This window comes from Thauera sp., from assembly GCF_034003485.1.
GTDB lineage: Bacteria > Pseudomonadota > Gammaproteobacteria > Burkholderiales > Rhodocyclaceae > Thauera.
Genome location: NZ_JAVEYL010000017.1, coordinates 62,042 through 81,106 on the forward strand (window position 1 = coordinate 62,042; position 19,065 = coordinate 81,106).

Below are 19,065 nucleotides of genomic sequence, written 5' to 3' on the forward strand. Positions count from 1 at the left end.
GGAGCAGCCCGGGCACTGCTCCAGGCGATTTTCTGAACGCCCCAATCGCCACCAAACCCCCGCAAGTGCCTGAAATGCAAGAGATCGAATTGCTGGCACGGGCCCTGCTGAATGAACCCCGTGGCAACCCGCCCGCACACATCAAAGCTCGAGGAGACGACACCATGCTGTACGCAATGCCCGGCCAGGCCGACGCCAGGATCCAGTACAAGGCTCGCTACGACAACTTCATCGGTGGCCAGTGGGTCGCGCCGGTCAAGGGCGACTACTTCGACGTCGTGACGCCGATCTCGGGCGGCCGCTACACCCAAGCCGCCCGCTCCACCGCCGAGGACGTCGAGCTCGCGCTCGATGCCGCCCACGCTGCCTTCCCGACCTGGAGCAAGACCTCCCCGGCCGAGCGCGCCAACCTGCTGCTGAAGATCGCCGATCGCCTCGAGCAGAACCTCGAAGTGCTGGCCTACGCCGAGACGGTGGATAACGGCAAGGCGATCCGCGAGACGCTCAACGCCGACATCCCGCTCGCGGTGGACCACTTCCGCTACTTCGCCGGCTGCCTGCGCTCGCAGGAGGGCGGCATCTCCGAGATCGACGAGACCACGATCGCCTACCACTTCCAGGAGCCGCTCGGCGTCGTCGGCCAGATCATCCCGTGGAACTTCCCGATCCTGATGGCGGCGTGGAAGCTCGCCCCGGCGATCGGCGCCGGCAACTGCGTGGTGCTCAAGCCCGCCGAATCCACTCCGATCTCCATCCTGATCCTGGCCGAGCTGATCGCCGACCTGCTGCCGGCGGGCGTGCTCAACATCGTCAATGGCTACGGCCGCGAAGCCGGCATGCCGCTGGCCACCAGCAAGCGCATCGCCAAGATCGCCTTCACCGGCTCCACCGCCACCGGCCGCGTGATCGCCCAGGCCGCCGCCAACAACCTGATCCCGGCCACGCTCGAGCTCGGCGGCAAGTCGCCCAACATCTTCTTCGCCGACGTGATGGACAAGGACGACGAATTCCTCGACAAGGCGGTCGAAGGGCTGGTGCTGTTCGCCTTCAACCAGGGTGAAGTGTGCACCTGCCCGTCGCGTGCGCTGATCCAGGAATCGATCTACGACCGCTTCATGGTGCGCGTGCTCGAGCGCGTGGCCGCGATCAAGCAGGGCAGCCCGCTCGACACCGAGTCGATGATGGGCGCGCAGGCCTCGAGTGAGCAGATGACCAAGATCCAGGCCTATCTCGACATCGGCAAGCAGGAAGGCGCGGAGTGCCTGATCGGTGGCGGGCGGGCGCACATGGCAGGCGAGCTGGCCGATGGCTATTACATCCAGCCGACGCTGTTCAAGGGCCACAACAAGATGCGCATCTTCCAGGAAGAGATCTTCGGGCCGGTGCTGGCCGTAACCACCTTCAAGGACGAGGCCGAGGCGCTGGCGATCGCCAACGACACCCAATACGGTCTGGGCGCCGGCGTGTGGAGTCGTAACGGCAACGTCGCCTACCGCATGGGCCGCGCCATCCAGGCCGGGCGAGTGTGGACCAACTGCTACCACGCGTACCCGGCGCACGCGGCCTTCGGCGGCTACAAGGAGTCGGGCATCGGCCGCGAGACGCACAAGGTCATGCTTGACCACTACCAGCAGACCAAGAACCTGCTGGTGAGCTACAGCGAGAACAAGCTCGGGTTCTTCTGAACTTTGACCCAGTCTCTCCCCACTCCCGATTCGTCGGGCATTTGCCGGGGGCGGGCAACCGCCCCCGCTTTTTTTCGTGGGCGATCCGGCGTCAGTTGTCGGGCACGCGGATTGCTTGATGCCTCTTCACAAACCGGCTGTGCCGTTGCGGCGCAATCCGGGCAGAAGAGGAGACGAGACGATGGGGCAGACCCCGATGCGTGCCGCGCAAGCGCCGGCGCTGGCGTCGCTGCGGCGGCAGTTTTTCGATAACGGGGAGGTGCCGGACGCCGGCCTGCCCGCGCCCGTGCTGCGCTCCTGGCAGCGCTGCCAGCGCCTCGGCCTGGAGAACACCGAGCGCGGCCGGCCCTCGAACACCACGCGCGGCGACCTGATGGTGGCACGCGAGCGCAACGCCGCCCTGCTCAGTCACGCTGGCGGCGTCATGGAGCATCTCTACGAACAGATCCGCGCCTCGGGCAGCATGGTCCTGCTCGCCGACGCCAGCGGGCTGATCCTGCACGGCATCGGCGACCCGGCCTTCGTCGATCGCGCCAGCCGCGTGGCGCTGCAGCCGGGTGCGAGCTGGAGCGAATGCCAGCGCGGCACCAACGCCATCGGCGCCACGCTGATCGAGCGCGCGCCGGTCGAGGTCTTCGGCTCCGAGCATTACCTCGACTGCAACGGCGTGCTCACCTGCAGCGCCGCGCCCATCCTCGACTGCCGCGGCGAGCTGCTCGGCGCGCTCGATATCTCCGGCGACCACCGTCACCACCAGCCGCATACGCTGGGCCTGGCGCGCATGGGTGTGCGCCTGGTCGAACGCCGCATGTTCGAGAGCGAACACGCGCGCCACGCGGTGTTCGCCTTTCACCCGCGCCCGGAAGGCGTGGGCGGGCTGCAGGAAGGGCTGCTCGCGGTCGATGCCGATGGCGAGATCGTCGCCGCCGACCGCCAGGCACGCACACTGCTCGGTGTCGCGCCGGGGCGCGGCTTGGGGCTGGGGGGCTTCGGCAACCTGTTCCGCAGCAGCTTCGGCACCGTGATCGGGCGCGCCGCGCGCGATCCGGGCGCGTTGATGGCGCTCGAGCTGCGCGCGGGCGCCAGCGTGTATGCGCGCGTGCGGGTGAGCCTGGCCTGGCACATCGGCCTGCAGGCAGCGCAGGCCGGCGGTGGCGCGCGCGCGGCGCGGGCGCCCGACCCCTCGCGCTCGGCGCGCAACCGGGTGACGCTGGAGACGCTCGCCACCGGCGACGCCGGCCTGCAGTTCGCGCTCGACCGCTGCGCCAAGGTCGTGGCCCGCAACATCCCGATCCTGATCCAGGGCGAGTCCGGCTCGGGCAAGGAATTGCTCGCACGCGCCTGCCACAACAGCGGACCGCGCGCGGACGGACCCTTCGTCGCGGTCAACTGCGCGGCGATCCCCGAGAACCTGATCGAGTCCGAGCTCTTCGGCTATGTCGGCGGCGCCTTCACCGGCGCGCGCAAGGAAGGCGCGATCGGCCGCATCCAGCAGGCCCATGGCGGCACGCTGTTCCTCGACGAGATCGGCGACATGCCGCTGGCAATGCAGGCGCGCCTGCTGCGCGTGCTGCAGGAACGCTGCGTGCAGCCCGTCGGCGCCAACGCGCCGGTCGCGGTCGACATCGCCCTGCTGTGCGCCACCCACCGCGTGCTGAGCGACAGCGTCAAGGCCGGGCGCTTCCGCGAGGACCTGTACTACCGCGTCAACGGCCTCACCGCGCAACTGCCGCCCCTGCGCGAGCGCACCGACCTGCACCCGATCGTGCGCCGCCTGCTCGACGGCAGCCGCCACCATCCCGAGCCCACCCGCATCAGCGTCGCCGCGGAGACGATGGCGATCCTCGAGGCCTACGCCTGGCCGGGCAACATCCGCCAGTTGCAGAACGTGCTCGAGGTCGCGCTCGCGCTGCTCGACGAGGACGAAGACTGCATCCTGCCGTCACATCTGTCCGAAGACGTGTTGCAGGTCGGCGAGGGCGCGCCGTTGGCCCGCCGGGTCGTGCGCGCGCCGGTCGCGACCCAGGCCGAAGCGCTTGCCCGAGGTCGTGGCCGGCGCCCGAAGGACATCGACGACGCGACCATCCGCGCGGCGCTGGAACGCTTCGACGGCAACCTGTCGGCCGCTGCACGCCACCTCGGGGTGGCGCGCAATACCTTGTATCGCCGGATGGGGTGCGATTTTTGAGTCGTCCCGTGCGTCGGGCGCGCGGGACGACTCAGAACTTGTAGCTGGCGCTCACGCCGGCGTAGAGGCTGCGCTCGGGGCCGGGTTCGTAGAACCGCCCATTGCTGTCGCCGACGATGACCGAGCCGATGTGCTTGCGATCGAACAGGTTATCGACCCGCAGCAACTGGCCGAAGGTCCACGGGCCTTGTCGCTGCTCGGCCGCCAGGCGAAGGTTGAAGAGGGTGTAGGCGGGTGCCGTCGGCTCGGTGTTGGTATCGCTCACATGGACCTTGCCGCGATAGACCGCCTCGCCGGCCAGCGTCACATCCGCGATCGGCTTCCAGGCCAGTTCGGCATAGGCCGCGAATTGCGGCACGCCAGGAATGCGATTGCCGGACGGGATCGTGGTGTTGCGGCTGATGAAGGCCTCGTCGTATTCGGCCTTCGTCCAGGTCAGCGCGGCACGTCCGGTCAGGGTCCGAGTGAACTCCGATTCGGCGGCGAGTTCCAGGCCTTGGCGCAGCGTGCGCCCCGCATTCTGGTAGCTGGTGCGTCCGCCGCTGGCGCCGGCGACTACGATCTCATCGTCCGTTTCGATATGGAACAGTGCGGCATTGACTCGACTGTTGTCACCGAGGAACGCCTTGGTGCCCACTTCGACCTGCTGGCTGGTCGATGGCTTGAGGTTGAAGTTGAATTTGCCATCGGCTCCGTAAGAGAGCTCGTTGAGAGTCGGCGTTTCGAAGCCCTTGCCGGCGCTGGCATAAACGTTCAAGGCCGGGCTGATCGCATACACGACGCCAACGGCCGGTGTCGTCTCGCTGAAGCGCACGCTGCCGCTGTCGTCGCCGTTGATGCCGACGATGTACTGGTCCTCGACCTTGAACGAGACGCGCGAGTGACGCACGCCAAGCGACCACTGCCACGGCCCCTGTTTCCACATCGCCTGTGCGTAAGGATCGACGCTCGTCACAGTGTCGATCTCGTTACGCCGCAGTTGGCCCTTCACGCCCAGCGTCTGGCCGATGAAATTCTCGTAGCCGCGGCGCTCGTCCTCCGAGCGGTCGTAGTCCAGGCCGGCGGTAAAGGTCAGCTCACCTGATCCGATTGTCCGCTCGGCGACCCAGCGTGCGCCGACGCCGTAGAAGTCGCGGTCGAAGTCGACCACCCCACCGGCCTGGTTTGCGCGCTCGGGATTCGCCAAGGTCGGGATCTGCACGAACCTCGGAATCGACTGGTACTGCGTCACGCTGCGTCGGCCCGTGTAGGCCGACACCTGCAGGCGGTCCTCGCCAAATCGGCGCTCGTAAGTGCCACCGCCCTGCAGGTGGTGGATGCTCTTGCGCGTGTTGTAGTCGGTTGCGACGTCCTCGACCGCGCGCGGGTCGCGCTGGTAGGTGTCCCACTCGACCCCCAGCGGATCCTCGGTGTCGGGTTGGCGCAGCCCGTTCGCCACCAGCGTCAGCGTGCTGTCCTCGTCCGGGTTCAGCGTCAGCTTGGCGAAGCCCTGGTCGCGGCGGGTCTTGCTGTGGTCGCGGTAGCCGTCGGTGTCGAAGCGCGAGGCGTCGAGCACGAAGCCGACACCGTTCTTTTCGCCCTCGGCGCCGATGCCGAACTTGGTCGTGCCCCAACTGCCGCCGAGCACGCTGGCGCGCACCCGCGGGTCGCCCTCGCCCTTGCGCGAGAAGAGCTGGATGACGCCGCCGGCGTGGTTGCCATACACGGTGGCGAAGGGCCCGCGCATGACCTCGATGCGCTCGGCGGTGTCGAGGTTGAAGGTGGAGGCCTGGCCCTGGCCGTCGGGGTTGGTGGCGGGGATGCCGTCGGCGATCAGCTTGACCCCGCGCACGCCGAAGGCCGCGCGCGCGCCGAAGCCGCGGATCGAGATCTGCAGGTCCTGCGCGTAGTTCTGGCGGTTCTGGATCACCAGGCCGGGCACGCCGGCGAGCGCCTCGGAGGCATTCACGCCGAGATTGCCGGCCTGGTTGGCGCGCATGTCCACCGCATCGACCGAGTAGGGCAGGTCGAAGCTCTCGGTCGCCACCGGGCTGCCGGTCACGACAACCGGGTTCAGCGCCACCGCACCCGGGTCCGCCGTTGCGGCGTCCTGCGCGCCGGCGAGGCAGGCGAAGCCGGCCAGCGCGCCAGGGAACGCGATGCGCACAAGCTGCGCAAGCGCACCCGCGCGCGGGGCCTTGCGGCTGAAGACAATGGCGTCGGGGATAGCGCGGGGCATCGGCTTCACGGTCGGGCTCCTGGTGGAATGGATCGAAGCGCTCGATTCTCGCCGATGACCGGGCGCGCCGGCCTCAGGGCAAACCCGAGCGTGCGCTAGCGATAATCATGAGCCTTGCATTTCCCGACAGTCCTTGTGCCCTCGCTGCTGGCACGGCGTTTCAGTCCGGCGGCCACTGCTTGAAGTCGCGATGTTCGGCGAAGTGGGCCAGCGCCCAGATCAGCGCGCGCGCCATTGCCGGCTCGAAGGGGCTGTGGCCGGCGCCGTCGACCAGACGCATGCGGCTGCCGGGCAACGCCTCGTGCAAGCGCAGCGCATTGCGCGCGCGGCAGACCAGATCCAGCCGGCCGTGGACAAGGGCGGCGGGAATGCCGGCCATGCACCGCGCCCCCGCGAGCACGCCGTCCTCGTCGAGGAAGCAGTGGTGGGCCAGGTAGTGCGCCTGCACGCGGTACTTGTCGATCAGCGCCGCGAGGGCCTGGGCGTCGCGGGTGGGCGCTGGCGGCGCCGGCTGTGCAGGCGCGCTCACCGCGTCTTCCCAGGCCGCCCAGACCTGCGCCGCATGGGCGGCAGCGCGCGCGTCGGTGCCGCCGAGCGCAGCGCACAATGCGGCGAGCGCCCGACCCTCCGCTGCTTCCGGCACGGCTGCGCACAGCGCGGACCAGGCCTCGGCGCAGACCGCGCCCGCGCCCTCGGGGCCGAAGAACCAGTCGAGGTCGGGCTGTCCGGTGAGGAAGCTGCCGCGCAGGATGGCGCCCAGGCAGTGTTGCGGATGGCTGCTGCACCAGGCCACCGCCAGCGCGGCACCCCACGACCCGCCGAACACCAGCCAGCGCTCGATGCCCAGGTGAATGCGCAGGCGTTCGATGTCGTCGACCAGTTCGCGCGTGGTGTTGGCGTGACAGTCGCCGCGCGGCGTGCTGCGCCCGCAGCCGCGCTGATCGAACAGCACCACGTGGAAGCGGGCGGGGTCGAAGAGCTGGCGATGGCGCGGGCTGCAGCCGCTTCCGGGGCCCCCATGCAGGAACAGCACCGGCAGGCCCGCGGGATTGCCGCAGCGCTCGAAGTACAGGCGGTGGCCACCGCCGACCTCGAGCATGCCGTGGTCGAGCGGAGGTGTAGCGGGGAAAAGCAGGGCGTCGGGCGGCATGGCGTTGGAGAGATGCTCGGGATGGACGGTATTCGTGCAGGGGCGAGGGTTGCCCGGGTGATGGCGAGCGAGCTTGCCGCGCCGTCTCGGACCGGTGGTGCACGAGCGAAGGGCGGACGCTGCATGTGCTGGATTTTAGACCAGTGCTCGTGTGGTTTCCGGTTGTTCTTGTTGAGCGGTTGAGATCAGGTGGCTTTCGCGTTTCCGCACTGGGTACCCATCCTCCGCCCTTGACGAGGGCTGCCTGTCGCCATGTCGTTTGCAGCCCCATGTGCACGCCCGCGCGCCCCCTCAAGATTTTCATGAGGCCCGGTTCCGGACTTTCGCGATGCGAATTATTCCTCTTCCAGGCAATCTCACCCACACGGCCGGCAAACCGGTCGGCGGTGCCTGCAAGCGGCGCCGATCCCACCCAGAGACAAGACAGGAGACGATCATGAAATGGGAAACCCCCGCAGCAAGCGACATGCGCTTCGGCTTTGAAATCACCATGTACATCGCCAACCGCTAAGGCGCGACCCCGGGGCGGTGCGGCGCGCGTCCCAGCGCCGCGCCGCCCTTTTTGCTTGTGCCTCGCATGCCTGCGCCGCCGGTGCCCATGCGCCCCACAGGAGTGGCGATGAAGATTCGCGTACTCGGTTCCGCCGCCGGTGGTGGCTTCCCGCAGTGGAATTGCAACTGCCCCAACTGCGACGGTCTGCGCAAGGGCCGCATCCGTGCCCAGGCCCGCACCCAGTCCTCGATCGCCGCCAGCGGCGACGACGAGAACTGGGTGCTGTTCAACGCCTCGCCCGACGTGCTGCAGCAGATCCGCAGCTTTCCCGCGCTGCAGCCGGCGCGCGCGCTGCGCGACACCGCCATCGCCGCGATCGTGCTGATCGACGCCCAGATCGACCACACCACCGGCCTCTACATGCTGCGCGAGCATCGCAAGCCGTGGCCGGTGTGGTGCACCGCCCGCGTGCGCGAGGATCTGTCGGTGGGCAATCCGGTGTTCGGCGTGCTAGGCCACTACAGCGGCATCGACTGGCACGAGCTGCCGCTGCAGGCGCGCTTTGCCATCGACGGCGCGCCTGGCCTCGGCTTCGAGGCGCTGGCGCTGACCAGCAATGCGCCGCCGTACTCGCCGCACCGCGACCGCCCGCAGCCGGGCGACAACATCGGCGTCACCTTGGTCGATGCGGCCAGCGGCAAGCGCCTGTTCTACGCGCCCGGTTTGGGCGAGATGGAGCCGCTGGTGTGGGAGGCGATGCAGGCCGCCGACTGCGTGCTGGTCGATGGCACCTTGTGGACCGACGACGAGATGATCCGCCTCGGCGCCTCGCAGAAGACCTCGCGCGCCATGGGCCACCTGCCGCAGTCCGGCCCCGGCGGCATGCTGGAGTGGCTCGACAAGCTGCCGGCCACCACGCGCAAGGTGCTGATCCACATCAACAACACCAACCCGATCCTCGACGAGGACAGCCGCGAACGCGCCGAGCTGGCCGCGCACGGCATCGAGGTCGCCTTCGACGGCATGGAGATCGCGCTGTGAGCTACATTGACCAGACCAGCATCGAGCACACGGCGGCCCTGGCCGCCCGCGCCGACGACCTGCCGCCGTGGAGCCCGCAGGAGTTCGAGGCCCTGCTGCGCGAGAAGGGCACGAGCTACCACATCTACCACCCCTTCCACGTGATGATGGCCGAGGGCAAGCTCACCCGCGCGCAGCTCCAGGGCTGGGTGGCGAACCGCTTCTACTACCAGATCTCGATCCCGGTGAAGGACGCGGCGATCCTGTCCAACTGCCCCGACCGTGAGATCCGCCGCGAGTGGATCCAGCGCATCCTCGACCACGACGGCTTCGAGATCGGCGACGTGAAGGACCCCGGCGGCATCGAGGCCTGGGTCCGGCTGGGAGAGGCGACCGGCCTGACCCGCGACGACGTGACCTCGCTGCGCTTCGTCGCGCCGGCGACGCGCTTCGCGGTCGACGCCTACATCAACTTCGCCCGCCAGCGCCCGTGGCAGGAGGCGGTGGCCTCCAGCCTCACCGAGCTCTTCGCGCCGCACATCCACCAGCAGCGCCTGGACACCTGGCCAACGCACTACCCCTGGGTGGACACCACCGGCCTGCAGTACTTCCGCAACCGCCTCACCCAGGCGCGGCGCGACGTCGAGCACGGCCTGCGCTTCACGCTCGAGTACTTCAGCCAGAGCCGGGCGATGCAGCAGCGCGCGCTCGACATCCTGCAGTTCAAGCTCGACGTCCTGTGGGCAATGGCCGACGCGATCATGCTGAGCCAGTGCGAGGTGGCGATCGTGGGGCCGCGCAAGGGAGCGGCGCGATGAGCGACGCCGCCACGATCATCGATGCGGCCACCACCCCGCGCGTGTCGAAGCGCTTCCGCCTGCAGTGGGAGGAGGCGCAGCAATCCTGGGTGCTGCTCTACCCGGAAGGCATGGTCAAGCTCAACCAGAGCGCGGGCGAGATCCTGCACCGCTGCGACGGTGTGCGCAGCGTGGCCGAGGTGGTGGCCGACCTGGAGCAGGCCTTCGCCACCACCGGGCTGCAACCCGACGTGCTCGCCTTCCTTGAGCTGGCGCGCAAGCAGCAATGGATCGACGTGTGAGGTGAGCTCATGAACGCCCCCGAAGTGAAGCCCCAGCCCGGCCCGCCCCTGTGGCTGCTTGCCGAGCTCACCTACCGCTGTCCGCTGCACTGCGTGTTCTGCTACAACCCGGTCGATTTCGCCCACACCCCGGACGAGCTCTCGACCGACGACTGGCTGCGCGTGCTGCGCGAGGCGCGGGCGGCGGGCAGCGTGCAGTGCGGCTTCTCGGGCGGCGAGCCGCTGCTGCGCGACGACCTCGAGGTGCTGGTCGCCGAGGCGCACCGGCTCGGCTTCTACACCAACCTGCTGACCTCGGGCGTCGGCCTCACCGAGGCACGGGCGAGGGCGCTGAAGGGCGCGGGGCTCGCCCACATCCAGCTCTCCTTCCAGGATTCCACCAGGGAGCTCAACGACTTCCTGTCGCACACCCGCACCTTCGAGCTCAAGCACAAGGTGGCGGCGATCATCAAGGACAACGGCTGGCCGATGGTGATGAACTGCGTGATCCATCGCCTCAACATCGACTACATCGACCGCATCATCGACATGGCGGTGGAGCTCGGCGCCGAGTACCTGGAGCTCGCCAACAGCCAGTACTACTCGTGGGCGATGCTCAACCGCGACCAGTTGCTGCCCTCGCGCGAGCAGATCGAGCGCGCCGAGCGCGTCACCAACGAGCGCCGCGAGCGCTACGGCGACCGCATCCGCATCTTCTTCGTCGTGCCCGATTACCACGAGACCCGCCCGAAGAAGTGCATGAACGGCTGGGGCAACGTCTTCCTCACCGTCACCCCCGACGGCACCGCCTTGCCCTGCCACACCGCGCGCATGCTGCCCGGGCTGGCGTTTCCCAATGTGCGCGACATGGACGTGCGCAGCATCTGGTACGACTCGGAAGGCTTCAACCGCTACCGCGGCGACGGCTGGATGAAGGCGCCCTGCCGCACTTGCCCGGAGAAAGAGAAGGACCTCGGCGGCTGCCGCTGCCAGGCCTTCATGCTGACCGGCGATCCGGCGGCGGCCGACCCGGTGTGCGACAAGTCGCCCGCGCATCACAAGGTGCTGGAAGCGGTCGAACGTGCCGAGCGCGGCGAAGTGGCCGTGGTGGAACGCCCGCTGGTGTTCCGCGGGCCGGAGGAATCGCGCCGGCGCAAGGCGGGGCTGCTGCAGCCGGGTGGCTGAGGCGCGTCAGGCGTTCTTGCCCGCGCCGCGCGCCTTCTGCACCAGCGTGACCCCGGCCAGCACCAGCGCGCCGGCCACGATGCCCACCCCGGCGCCCGCCGCGGTGCTGATCAGCGCGCCCGCAAACCCGCCGAAGCCGGCAGCGAACGCCTCCACCGCATGCGCCACCGCCGGCCAGCCGTGCAGCAGGATGCCGCCGCCGACCATGAACATCGCCGCGGTGCCGACCACCGACAGGGTCTTCATCAGCCACGGCGCGAAGCCCAGGATGGCGCCGCCGATGCGGCGGGTGAAGGCGGACGCGCTGCGCTGCAGGTGCAGGCCGAGGTCATCGAGCTTGACGATGCCCGCCACCAGCCCATACACGCCCACCGTCATCAGCAGCGAGATGCCGACCAGCACCGCCACGCGCTGGCCGAGCGAGGCCGCGGCCACGGTGCCGAGCGTGATCACCACGATCTCGGCCGACAGGATGAAGTCGGTGCGCACCGCGCCCTTGATCTTCTCCTTCTCGAAGGCGACCAGGTCCACGTTTGGGTTGGCCAGCGCCTCGAGGGTCTCTCGGCGCTGCGCCTCGGCCGCGTGCTTCGGCTGAAGGAATTTGTGGGCGAGCTTCTCGAAGCCCTCGTAGCACAGGAAGGCGCCCCCCAGCATCAGCAGCGGCGTGATCAGCCACGGCGCCAGCCAGCTGATCAGCAGCGCGGCCGGCACCAGGATGGCCTTGTTGACCATCGAGCCCTTGGCCACCGCCCACACCACCGGCAACTCGCGGCTGGCCTGCACGCCGGTGACTTGCTGGGCGTTGAGGGCGAGGTCGTCACCGAGCACGCCGGCAGTCTTCTTCGCAGCGACCTTGGTCATGGTGGCGACGTCATCGAGGATGTAGGCGATGTCGTCGATCAGTGCGAGCAGTGTGGTTCCGGCCATGGTGAAAGGAGGGTGAAAGCGAAGCCGTGATGGTGACAGAAATCGATGGGGCATTGCAGCACGCTGCATGTGCTGTTTCATCTGATCGGGCCCAGGGCGGGCGGACAAGCGTAAGCGTATCCGGAAGCAATTTCGTATGTCGGGCGGGCCATGGCGGCGCTAACATGACGGTCTTTCCACTTTTCGGGGGCTGGCGCTCATGCCGGTCGAGTTGCTGTTTGCCTTGCTGCGCAACCCCGCATCGACCGGCGCAGTCCTGCCGTCCTCGCGTACCTTGGCGAATGCCATGGCAAATGCCGCACTGGGCGCCGATGCCGTGGTCGAGCTCGGCGCGGGCACCGGTCCGGTCACCGAGGCGCTGCTGCGAAAGCTGCCGGGGGTGCCGCTGATCGCGGTCGAGCTCCAGCCCACGCTGGCGCGGCGCTTGCGGACGCGATTCCCGGCGGTGGATGTGCGCCAAGCCTCGGCGAAGCAGGTGGTCGACAGCCTGATCGCGCGGCCGGGGCGACTGGTGCTGGTCTCAAGCCTGCCGTTCCGCTCCCTGCCCAAGGATGTCGGGGCGGAGACGGTCGACAGCATCTGCCGTTTCCTCGAGCACAGCGTTGAGCGCAAGCTGGTGCAGTTCACCTACCAGCCACGCGTGCCCTTTGCGGCGCCGCGGCACTTGCGCTGGCACCGTCGGGCGGTGGTGTGGCGCAATACGCCGCCGGCGGGTATCTGGGAGTTGCAGGCCGATCGTTGAGCGCCCACCGGGTCCATCGGCAAGCGGACCCGTCAGTCCCAGCGCGAGGCATCCTCGTCGCGTTCGAAGCCGATCGTGCGCCCGTCGGCGAGCAGCTCGCGAATCCGCCACGGCACGCCCTCTGCATCCAGTTCGACGAGCCCGATGCCGCTGCCGTTGAGCAGGCGCCGCCCCTGCGATGCGCCCTCGTAACGGCGCGGCGTGACGCGCATGTGGCGGCGGCGGGTGAACCAGTTCAGCGGCGAGCGTGGTGAATACAGCCAGCGGTTCAGGCGGTCGAGCACGCCGAGCAGGCGCGGCGGAAACTCGTTGCGCACACCGCTGCTGCAGATCTGCCAGATGTCCGGCCCACGTACGCGGCCGCGCAGCTCGACGTCGTAGACGAAGGAGTAATGCACGTCGCCCGACAGCACGACGAAGTGCTGCGGCGTCTTGCGGTGGCGGAAGATGTTGAGGATGGCCTGCGCCGAGCCCGGGTGCGCCATCCAGTTCTCCGCGTCGACCATCAGCGGGTGGCCGAACCAGGTGAACACGCGCTGGATGGACTCGATCAGCTTGACGCCGAAGATCGGCGCCGGCGACACCAGCAGCACCGCCGGCAGTCCGCGCAGGGTGTGCTGGAGGTCGGTGAGCGACTCCCAGTCCATCAGCCCCGAGGGCCGGCGCGCAGCGTGTTCCGAGCGCCAGCGCTGGGTGCGGGTGTCGATGACGACCAGCGGCGGCGTGGTCGGCCAGCTGTAGTGCCAGCCTTCGAACTGGCGCAGGTGCGCGATGCATTCCTGGTGCGCCGTGTCTCCGGGCGCGGCGAGGCTGCGTTGCAGGCGCTCCAGCAGGTCGTCGTCGAGTACCTCCGGCCGGTTGCCCCAGGCCTGGTTGATCGTGTAGGCGAGCAGCGCGTTGCCGATGATGCGGCGCGAGAAGTCGTGACCGTAGGCGATCTCCTCCCACTCGCGGCTCAGATTCCAGTCGTCGGTGATGTCGTGGTCGTCGAAGATCATCGCCACCGGGATGTGCGCCAGCACGCGCCGCACCGCGGGCAGGTCGGCGATGAAGGCCTCGATCGCGCGATGCTCGGACGCGTACCGCGCCGCGTCCTCGGCGCTCAGGCCCGCTGGCGGATCGAGCTGGAGGCCGCGCCAGGGCGCAGGCGACCACACCAGCAGGTACATCGCCAGCACTTCGGCGAGCGTGATCAGGTGGTTGTGGGCGCTGGCCGAGGTGAACACCGGCTTTTCCACGCCGCCGAAGAAGACCTCGATCAGCGCGTAGTTGCGTTTGTGGCGGGGGAGCAGCTTGTCGCGCCGGTAGTAACAGTCGGGGTGGCGGTAGAGGCTCTCGGCGTCGCGCACGCCGGCCTCGTCGATGCCTTCGAGCCGCTCCACCGGCAGGCCGAGGCGCCCGATCAGGCCGTGGATGGCACGCAGCATCGGGCCGGCGACGTCGTCGGCGTAGATCTGGTCGCCGGTCATCACCAGCGCGGACGGCCAGGCGGGCAGGCCATCGGCCTCGGGGGCGGGGTCGGCGTCGAGGGCGTTGCGTGCGACCAGCTCGGCGAGGAGCGCATCGGCTCGCACCAGGCCGTCGCCGCCGTGGTAGTGCGGCTTGCGGCAGGAACCATGGAGCAGCGACGCCACCTGCGGCGCGAACACGAAGCCCGGGGTCTCGCGCCCCGGGTAGCACAGGTCCGGCGCCCAGTCCGCGGCGTCGCGCCACTGCGGCTCGACCTCGTCGCGGGGCGCGAGCGCCAGGCGGTAGCCTATCCATTGCCCGGCGGGCAGTTCGGCGTCGAGCGCGAGGTCGAGCAGCAGGTAATGCAGCTGCGCGCCGGCTGTAAGCACGCGGCAGGCGGGCGTGCCCGGTTCGGGCGTCAGGTGCAGCGCTTGTTCGCCGCCGATGTCGAGGTCGATGCGGGCGCGCATCGGCTGGCTGGTCGCCAGCCACAACACGATGCGTTGCGCTTCAACGCGGCGCAGCAGGGGCCCGGCGAGCACCAGGGGGAGGTCTTCGTTTGCGGAGTTCGAGGCGGTAGGCATGAAACCTGGATGGCGCGGACGGTCGTCGATGCCTGGTTTATATCAAAGCGGCCGCGCGCGTCACCACTTGCGCGCCCGCGGGCGTCAGACCTCGATCAGCCCGCTGCGGATGGCGATCAGCGCCAGTTCGGCGGCGTTCGAGACATTGAGCTTCTGCTTGATGTGGTACAGGTGGGTGCCGACCGTGCTCGGGCTGAGCTTGTGGCTGTCCGCGATCTCGGCCACGCTGCGGCCCTGGGCGAGCTGCAGGAAGACCGCGAACTCCTTCTCGGTGAGTGCGGCGATCGGGTCTTGGGACCCGGAGAACTGGGCGAGCGCCAGCGCGGGCGCGATCTCGGGGTCGATGTAGCGCTGGCCGCGCGCGACGCTGGCCATGGCACGCAGCAGCTCCTGCGGATGGGCGCGCTTGGACAGGTAGCCGGTGGCGCCGGCGCGCAGCGCGCGGGCGGGAATCTGGGCGTCGTCATGCGCGGACAGGATCAGCACGCGCGCCTCCGGGTGATGGGCAAGCACACGCTCGAGCGCACCGAGGCCGCCGATGCCGGGCATGGACACGTCCATCATCAGCACGTCGGGCCGGTGCTGGGTGTAGGCGCTCACCGCGGCCTCGCCCGAGTCGACCTCGGCGAGCACCGTCGCCCCGGCGCCTTCGAGCAGCAGGCGAAAGCCCATGCGTACGGTGGCGTGGTCGTCTGCAAGCAGGACGCGGATTCCTTCGAGCGACTGCACGGTCATCCTTTCGATCTCGTTACGCGGTTCAGTGGTGGGGGACGGTGGGTGGCAGCGGCAGGCGGGCGCGCACATTGAGTCCACCCTCGGGCGGGCTGGAGAGTTCGAGCTCGCCGTGCAGCTCGGCGATGCGCTCGCGCATGCCGACCAGGCCGTGGCGTCCGGGCGCCGGATTCTCGCCGAGGCCACGGCCATTGTCGATGACCTCGACCTCGATCTCGTCGTCGCGCACGCCGAGCCGCACCTCGACGCGGGTGGCGTGGGCGTGGCGGGCGACGTTGGTCAGGCTCTCCTGGACCATGCGCAGGATGGTCAGCCCGAGCGCATCCGTCACCTGCTGGCCGAGCGCTTCGATCGTGCAGTCGACGCGGATGTCGCCGTGATGGCTGGCCCACAGCGCGCAGTAGCTCTCGATGGCTTCCTCGATGCGCACCTGGCTGTCCGGGCTGCGCGTGCGCAGGCGTTGAAGGATGGTGTGAACGCCGTCCTGCATCTGCGTCGTCATCGCCAGAATGGCTTGCGCGCTGCCGTTGATGCCGGGTTGTTCGGTGGTGCGCTGGATGATGGCGCCGGCGATCGAGCGCACCGCGGTGATGCCCTGGCCGAGCTCGTCGTGGAGTTCGCGCGCGATCGCGCGCCGTTCCTGTTCCAGCCGCGCCTGCAGCGCACGCGCCAGGGCCTGGTCCTGCTCGAGGCGGGCGTTTTCGGCCAGGCTCTCGTCGAGGCTGTCGGCGAGGCGGTTGTAGCTGCGTGCGAGGAGCGCAAGCTCGCGCGTGGCGTATTCGGGCAGGCGCTGGTCGAACTGGCCGCTGGCGCCGCGTTCGAGCGCAGTGTGGATCTCGGTGATCGGGGCCAGCGCGCGGTCGATCGCGAAGCGGGTGGCGAGCCAGATCGCCAGCAGCAGCGCGAAGGCCCAGCCGAGCGCGGCGCTGACGTGGTCCCAGGCGTCGAGCACGGCGCGCGATGTGTCGGGGGTGAGCACCACGGCGAGGCCGTTGGCCTCGAGCCGGCGTTCGGCAAGCTCGGGCGCCACCCAGCCGGCGAACCACTCGGGGGCATGGCGACCGGCCTTGTAGGGCGATTCGGGCGAGACGTAGAGGCGCTGGCCGTCGGCCGCGAAGACTTCGAGGCGGTTGGCGCGGATGCGGCCGATCGCGCCGAGATGGTCCATCAGGCGTTCGCGCGCCTGCGGGCCGTCGGCCAGGGTTTCCGGCACCAGCACCTTGAGCCATTGTTCGGCGACGCGGGTGGCGGCCTCCACTTCCTCGTGGATTGCCAGGCGGGTCTCGCGCAGCCACACGCTGGCGCCGATCATCATCATCACCGCGATCAGGGTGGTCAGCACCAGGCTCAGGCGCCCGTGCAGGCTCGGCGAACGGAGGATGTTCATGCGGCGGCCCTCCTCAGGCTGGCACGTGCAGAAAAGTCGGTGCCGCGGTGGCCGCGCAGCGCAAAGGGTTGGCGCAGGCCAAGCGCGGCATGGCCGACGATGCCGCACCACTGGGTGGCGAAGCAGCTTGCCACGGGTACGCCGCAGGCGATGGAGCAGGGCGCCAGCAGATCGATGGCGACGCGGTTGGCGAGCAGCACGCCGCCGTCGGCGTCGAACAGCGCGAGCGCTTCCAGGGGCGTGCCGAGCACGGTCGGGTAGCGGTGGAAGCGCAGCAGCAGGAAGCCTTTCGGGTCGGCCTCGATCAGGCGGTGCTCGATGATCCGCGCCGCGGTCTGCAGCAAGGCATTGGCATGGCTCAGCCAGTCCAGCGGCGAGGCGTCGGTGTCAACGAAGCCGAGCAGGCCGCCGTCCGGGGGCAGGATCGGTACCGCGATCCCCACTCGCTGCGCCGGAAGCTGAGGTGGCATCGCAGGCAGTGCGTGGGACGTAGTCACCTGCGGTGGCGCGTTCATGGCGCTGGGCGATGCGGCGGGTAATGAGCCGGGCATGGCGCCTGGCAATGCGCCGGCATCGCACCCGCTGCCGATCGCGCGCAACACGCTGCCCTGGCTGTCGGCGAGCAGGACCGTCGTGGTCGGACTGTCGAGCTGGCGGTAAAGATCTTCCATGGCCGGCGCCGACAGGGTCACGAGGCGCTCGAGATCGAGCCCGCGCAGCGCCGCAGACGTGCCTTCCCCCGCTGTTGCGGCAGTGCCGGACAAGCTTGAATGGCCGGGGGCGATGATCGGGTTCATGTTCCGTGGGAACGTTTTGCGGTAGCAGGACTTGGAACCCATTTGCAGGATTCATGCCGGAGCGCAGGCCGCATGTGTCCCCGCGCCGCCGGGCGCCGGCCTGCGGTGCAGGGGCGCGGCGCCAGCGACCAACGCGTCGGTTGTTGGGGCCCTGGCGTTGTGTCGTCATTGAACAGCGAGTGTTCCCATTCGGAGCAGTTCATCCCGGGTGGCGAGCGTGCGTGCAAGCCAGGTGCTCCACGCGGCACGGTGTTCAGCGCGCGAGCGCTTGGCATGGATCCTGCATTCCGAAGCTCAAAATTGCGTGCCGCGCGCGTTCGACGGCATGCTCAAACGACGAGGAGAGACGACATGCCCGCCCTGATCGGACGCCTGCTGGGCTACTTGCTGCTGACTTCGGTCGCGATCTCCGGCGCATCTGGCGCCGACCCTGCGATCGTGCGTGTAGGCATCCTGCAGTTTGGCACCGTGAGCTGGGAGCTCGACGTCATGCAGCGCCATGGGCTGACTGCGCGCGAGGGCATCGAGCTGCGCATCGTGCCGCTGGCGCTGAAGGACGCGGCCAACGTGGCGATCCAGGGCGGCGAGGTAGATGTGATCGCCAACGACTGGATCTGGGTGTCGCGCATGCGCTCGGACGGCAGCGACTATGCGTTCGCGCCGTACTCGCAGGCGGTCGGAGGCATCAGCGTGCGACCCGATGCGGGCGTCGCGCAGTTCGCCGATCTCAAGGGCAAGCGCCTCGGCGTGGCCGGCGGCGCGCTCGACAAGAGCTGGCTGCTGCTGCGCGCCTACGCACGGCGCACGGTGGGTGAGGACGCAGCGACCTTCCTGCGCCCGCAGTTTGCGGCACCGCCGCTGCTCAACGAGCTGGTCATGCGTGGTGAGTTGCCGGCGGCGATGAACTTCTGGCATTACACCGCGCGGCTGTCGGCGGCGGGCATGAAGGAATTGATCACCATGCCGCAGATCCTCGCCGGTCTGGGCATCGAGGACGAACTGCCGCTGGTGGGCTGGGTGTTCCGCGAGCGTTGGGCGAATGACAACGTCGCTGCGATCGAGGGGTTCCTGCGTGCATCGGACGCGGCCAAGGCGCTGATGCTGGAGTCCGACGCGGTGTGGGAGGAACTGCGCCCGCTGATGCGTGCCGAGAACGAGGAGACCTTCGTCGCCCTGCGCGACGGCTTCCGTGCCGGCATTCCGCGCACCACGGCCGCGGAGGCCGAGGGCGTCGCCACGCGCGTCTTCGACATCCTGGCGGCGGAAGGCGGCGAGGCGCTGGTGGGCAAGGCGCGCGCGCTCGCGCCCGGCACCTTCTGGCGCGGAGGCGGGGGCGAGTGACTGGCAAGCGATCGGCTGCGGTCGAGGCCCCGGTGCGGATGATGGTTCGCGCAAGCCGCCCGGCGGGTGAGGGGAGGTCGCCGGTTGGC

At 69.2% G+C, this 19,065-nt stretch carries 16 protein-coding genes; 9 read left to right on the top strand and 7 right to left on the bottom strand.

Features of this window, described 5'->3' with window-relative positions:
* Window positions 1–164: 164 nt before the first annotated feature.
* Together RBT54_RS11310 and RBT54_RS11315 are read left to right on the top strand one after the other, a co-directional pair.
* On the top strand, window positions 165–1,685 hold the full coding sequence (locus tag RBT54_RS11310; protein WP_320367161.1) for an aldehyde dehydrogenase family protein: 1,521 nt from the start codon (window positions 165–167) through the stop codon (window positions 1,683–1,685).
* Between the two features lie 181 nt (window positions 1,686–1,866).
* The gene (locus RBT54_RS11315) at window positions 1,867–3,873 is read left to right on the top strand and encodes a sigma-54-dependent Fis family transcriptional regulator (protein ID WP_320367162.1); all 2,007 of its coding nucleotides are present in this window, start codon (window positions 1,867–1,869) and stop codon (window positions 3,871–3,873) included.
* Window positions 3,874–3,904: 31 nt separating this feature from the next.
* On the opposite strand, the gene RBT54_RS11320 is transcribed toward RBT54_RS11315, so the two are convergent.
* Window positions 3,905–6,100 (bottom strand): TonB-dependent receptor family protein, encoded by a 2,196-nt coding sequence (locus tag RBT54_RS11320; RefSeq protein WP_413788444.1) that lies wholly within the window; start codon window positions 6,098–6,100, stop codon window positions 3,905–3,907.
* Window positions 6,101–6,251: 151 nt separating this feature from the next.
* Window positions 6,252–7,241: a prolyl aminopeptidase gene (gene pip, locus RBT54_RS11325; RefSeq protein WP_320367163.1), complete on the bottom strand. Its 990-nt coding sequence runs from the start codon at window positions 7,239–7,241 to the stop codon at window positions 6,252–6,254.
* 436 nt (window positions 7,242–7,677) lie between these two features.
* Here pip and pqqA point away from each other — a divergent pair, with 436 nt between their 5' ends.
* The 5 genes from pqqA (at window position 7,678) to pqqE (ending at window position 11,017) form a co-directional block, all read left to right on the top strand.
* The gene (gene pqqA, locus RBT54_RS11330) at window positions 7,678–7,752 is read left to right on the top strand and encodes a pyrroloquinoline quinone precursor peptide PqqA (RefSeq protein WP_002927495.1); all 75 of its coding nucleotides are present in this window, start codon (window positions 7,678–7,680) and stop codon (window positions 7,750–7,752) included.
* Window positions 7,753–7,860: 108 nt separating this feature from the next.
* Window positions 7,861–8,775 (top strand): pyrroloquinoline quinone biosynthesis protein PqqB, encoded by a 915-nt coding sequence (gene pqqB, locus RBT54_RS11335; protein WP_320367164.1) that lies wholly within the window; start codon window positions 7,861–7,863, stop codon window positions 8,773–8,775.
* On the top strand, window positions 8,772–9,572 hold the full coding sequence (gene pqqC / locus RBT54_RS11340) for a pyrroloquinoline-quinone synthase PqqC (protein ID WP_320367165.1): 801 nt from the start codon (window positions 8,772–8,774) through the stop codon (window positions 9,570–9,572). Before pqqB ends, pqqC begins: the two co-directional genes overlap by 4 nt.
* A complete protein-coding gene (gene pqqD, locus RBT54_RS11345; RefSeq protein WP_320367166.1) occupies window positions 9,569–9,853 on the top strand; it encodes a pyrroloquinoline quinone biosynthesis peptide chaperone PqqD in 285 nt (94 codons plus the stop codon). The genes pqqC and pqqD overlap by 4 nt, the downstream gene beginning before the upstream one ends.
* Before the next feature lie 9 nt (window positions 9,854–9,862).
* Window positions 9,863–11,017, top strand: coding sequence for a pyrroloquinoline quinone biosynthesis protein PqqE (gene pqqE, locus RBT54_RS11350; protein ID WP_320367167.1), 1,155 nt, complete (start codon window positions 9,863–9,865; stop codon window positions 11,015–11,017).
* 6 nt (window positions 11,018–11,023) lie between these two features.
* Here pqqE and RBT54_RS11355 read toward each other — a convergent pair whose 3' ends face one another.
* Complete coding sequence (locus tag RBT54_RS11355) at window positions 11,024–11,944, bottom strand: DUF808 domain-containing protein (RefSeq protein WP_320367168.1); 921 nt, start codon at window positions 11,942–11,944, stop codon at window positions 11,024–11,026.
* 199 nt (window positions 11,945–12,143) lie between these two features.
* On the opposite strand from RBT54_RS11355, the gene RBT54_RS11360 reads away from it, so the two are divergent.
* The gene (locus tag RBT54_RS11360; RefSeq protein WP_320367169.1) at window positions 12,144–12,686 is read left to right on the top strand and encodes a hypothetical protein; all 543 of its coding nucleotides are present in this window, start codon (window positions 12,144–12,146) and stop codon (window positions 12,684–12,686) included.
* Window positions 12,687–12,718: 32 nt separating this feature from the next.
* Here RBT54_RS11360 and RBT54_RS11365 read toward each other — a convergent pair whose 3' ends face one another.
* The 4 genes from RBT54_RS11365 to RBT54_RS11380 form a co-directional block, all read right to left on the bottom strand.
* Window positions 12,719–14,719: an alkaline phosphatase D family protein gene (locus RBT54_RS11365; protein WP_320367170.1), complete on the bottom strand. Its 2,001-nt coding sequence runs from the start codon at window positions 14,717–14,719 to the stop codon at window positions 12,719–12,721.
* An 84-nt stretch (window positions 14,720–14,803) separates the two neighbouring features.
* Window positions 14,804–15,454: a response regulator gene (locus RBT54_RS11370; protein ID WP_320367171.1), complete on the bottom strand. Its 651-nt coding sequence runs from the start codon at window positions 15,452–15,454 to the stop codon at window positions 14,804–14,806.
* Window positions 15,455–15,476: 22 nt separating this feature from the next.
* A complete protein-coding gene (locus tag RBT54_RS11375; protein WP_320367172.1) occupies window positions 15,477–16,838 on the bottom strand; it encodes a sensor histidine kinase in 1,362 nt (453 codons plus the stop codon).
* Window positions 16,835–17,635 (bottom strand): Fis family transcriptional regulator, encoded by an 801-nt coding sequence (locus tag RBT54_RS11380; protein WP_320367173.1) that lies wholly within the window; start codon window positions 17,633–17,635, stop codon window positions 16,835–16,837. Before RBT54_RS11380 ends, RBT54_RS11375 begins: the two co-directional genes overlap by 4 nt.
* A 351-nt stretch (window positions 17,636–17,986) precedes the next feature.
* Here RBT54_RS11380 and RBT54_RS11385 point away from each other — a divergent pair, with 351 nt between their 5' ends.
* Window positions 17,987–18,976 (top strand): ABC transporter substrate-binding protein, encoded by a 990-nt coding sequence (locus tag RBT54_RS11385; RefSeq protein WP_320367174.1) that lies wholly within the window; start codon window positions 17,987–17,989, stop codon window positions 18,974–18,976.
* Window positions 18,977–19,065: the final 89 nt, after the last annotated feature.

Coding starts and splice junctions, on each gene's coding strand:
- RBT54_RS11375 (WP_320367172.1), bottom strand. CDS start 16,838: ATGAACATCCTCCGTTCGCCGAGCCTGCACGGGCGCCTGAGCCTGGTG.
- pqqE (WP_320367167.1), top strand. CDS start 9,863: ATGAACGCCCCCGAAGTGAAGCCCCAGCCCGGCCCGCCCCTGTGGCTG.
- RBT54_RS11385 (WP_320367174.1), top strand. CDS start 17,987: ATGCCCGCCCTGATCGGACGCCTGCTGGGCTACTTGCTGCTGACTTCG.
- RBT54_RS11310 (WP_320367161.1), top strand. CDS start 165: ATGCTGTACGCAATGCCCGGCCAGGCCGACGCCAGGATCCAGTACAAG.
- pip (WP_320367163.1), bottom strand. CDS start 7,241: ATGCCGCCCGACGCCCTGCTTTTCCCCGCTACACCTCCGCTCGACCAC.
- RBT54_RS11370 (WP_320367171.1), bottom strand. CDS start 15,454: ATGACCGTGCAGTCGCTCGAAGGAATCCGCGTCCTGCTTGCAGACGAC.
- RBT54_RS11380 (WP_320367173.1), bottom strand. CDS start 17,635: ATGAACCCGATCATCGCCCCCGGCCATTCAAGCTTGTCCGGCACTGCC.
- RBT54_RS11360 (WP_320367169.1), top strand. CDS start 12,144: ATGCCGGTCGAGTTGCTGTTTGCCTTGCTGCGCAACCCCGCATCGACC.
- RBT54_RS11365 (WP_320367170.1), bottom strand. CDS start 14,719: ATGCCTACCGCCTCGAACTCCGCAAACGAAGACCTCCCCCTGGTGCTC.
- pqqB (WP_320367164.1), top strand. CDS start 7,861: ATGAAGATTCGCGTACTCGGTTCCGCCGCCGGTGGTGGCTTCCCGCAG.
- RBT54_RS11355 (WP_320367168.1), bottom strand. CDS start 11,944: ATGGCCGGAACCACACTGCTCGCACTGATCGACGACATCGCCTACATC.
- pqqD (WP_320367166.1), top strand. CDS start 9,569: ATGAGCGACGCCGCCACGATCATCGATGCGGCCACCACCCCGCGCGTG.
- RBT54_RS11315 (WP_320367162.1), top strand. CDS start 1,867: ATGGGGCAGACCCCGATGCGTGCCGCGCAAGCGCCGGCGCTGGCGTCG.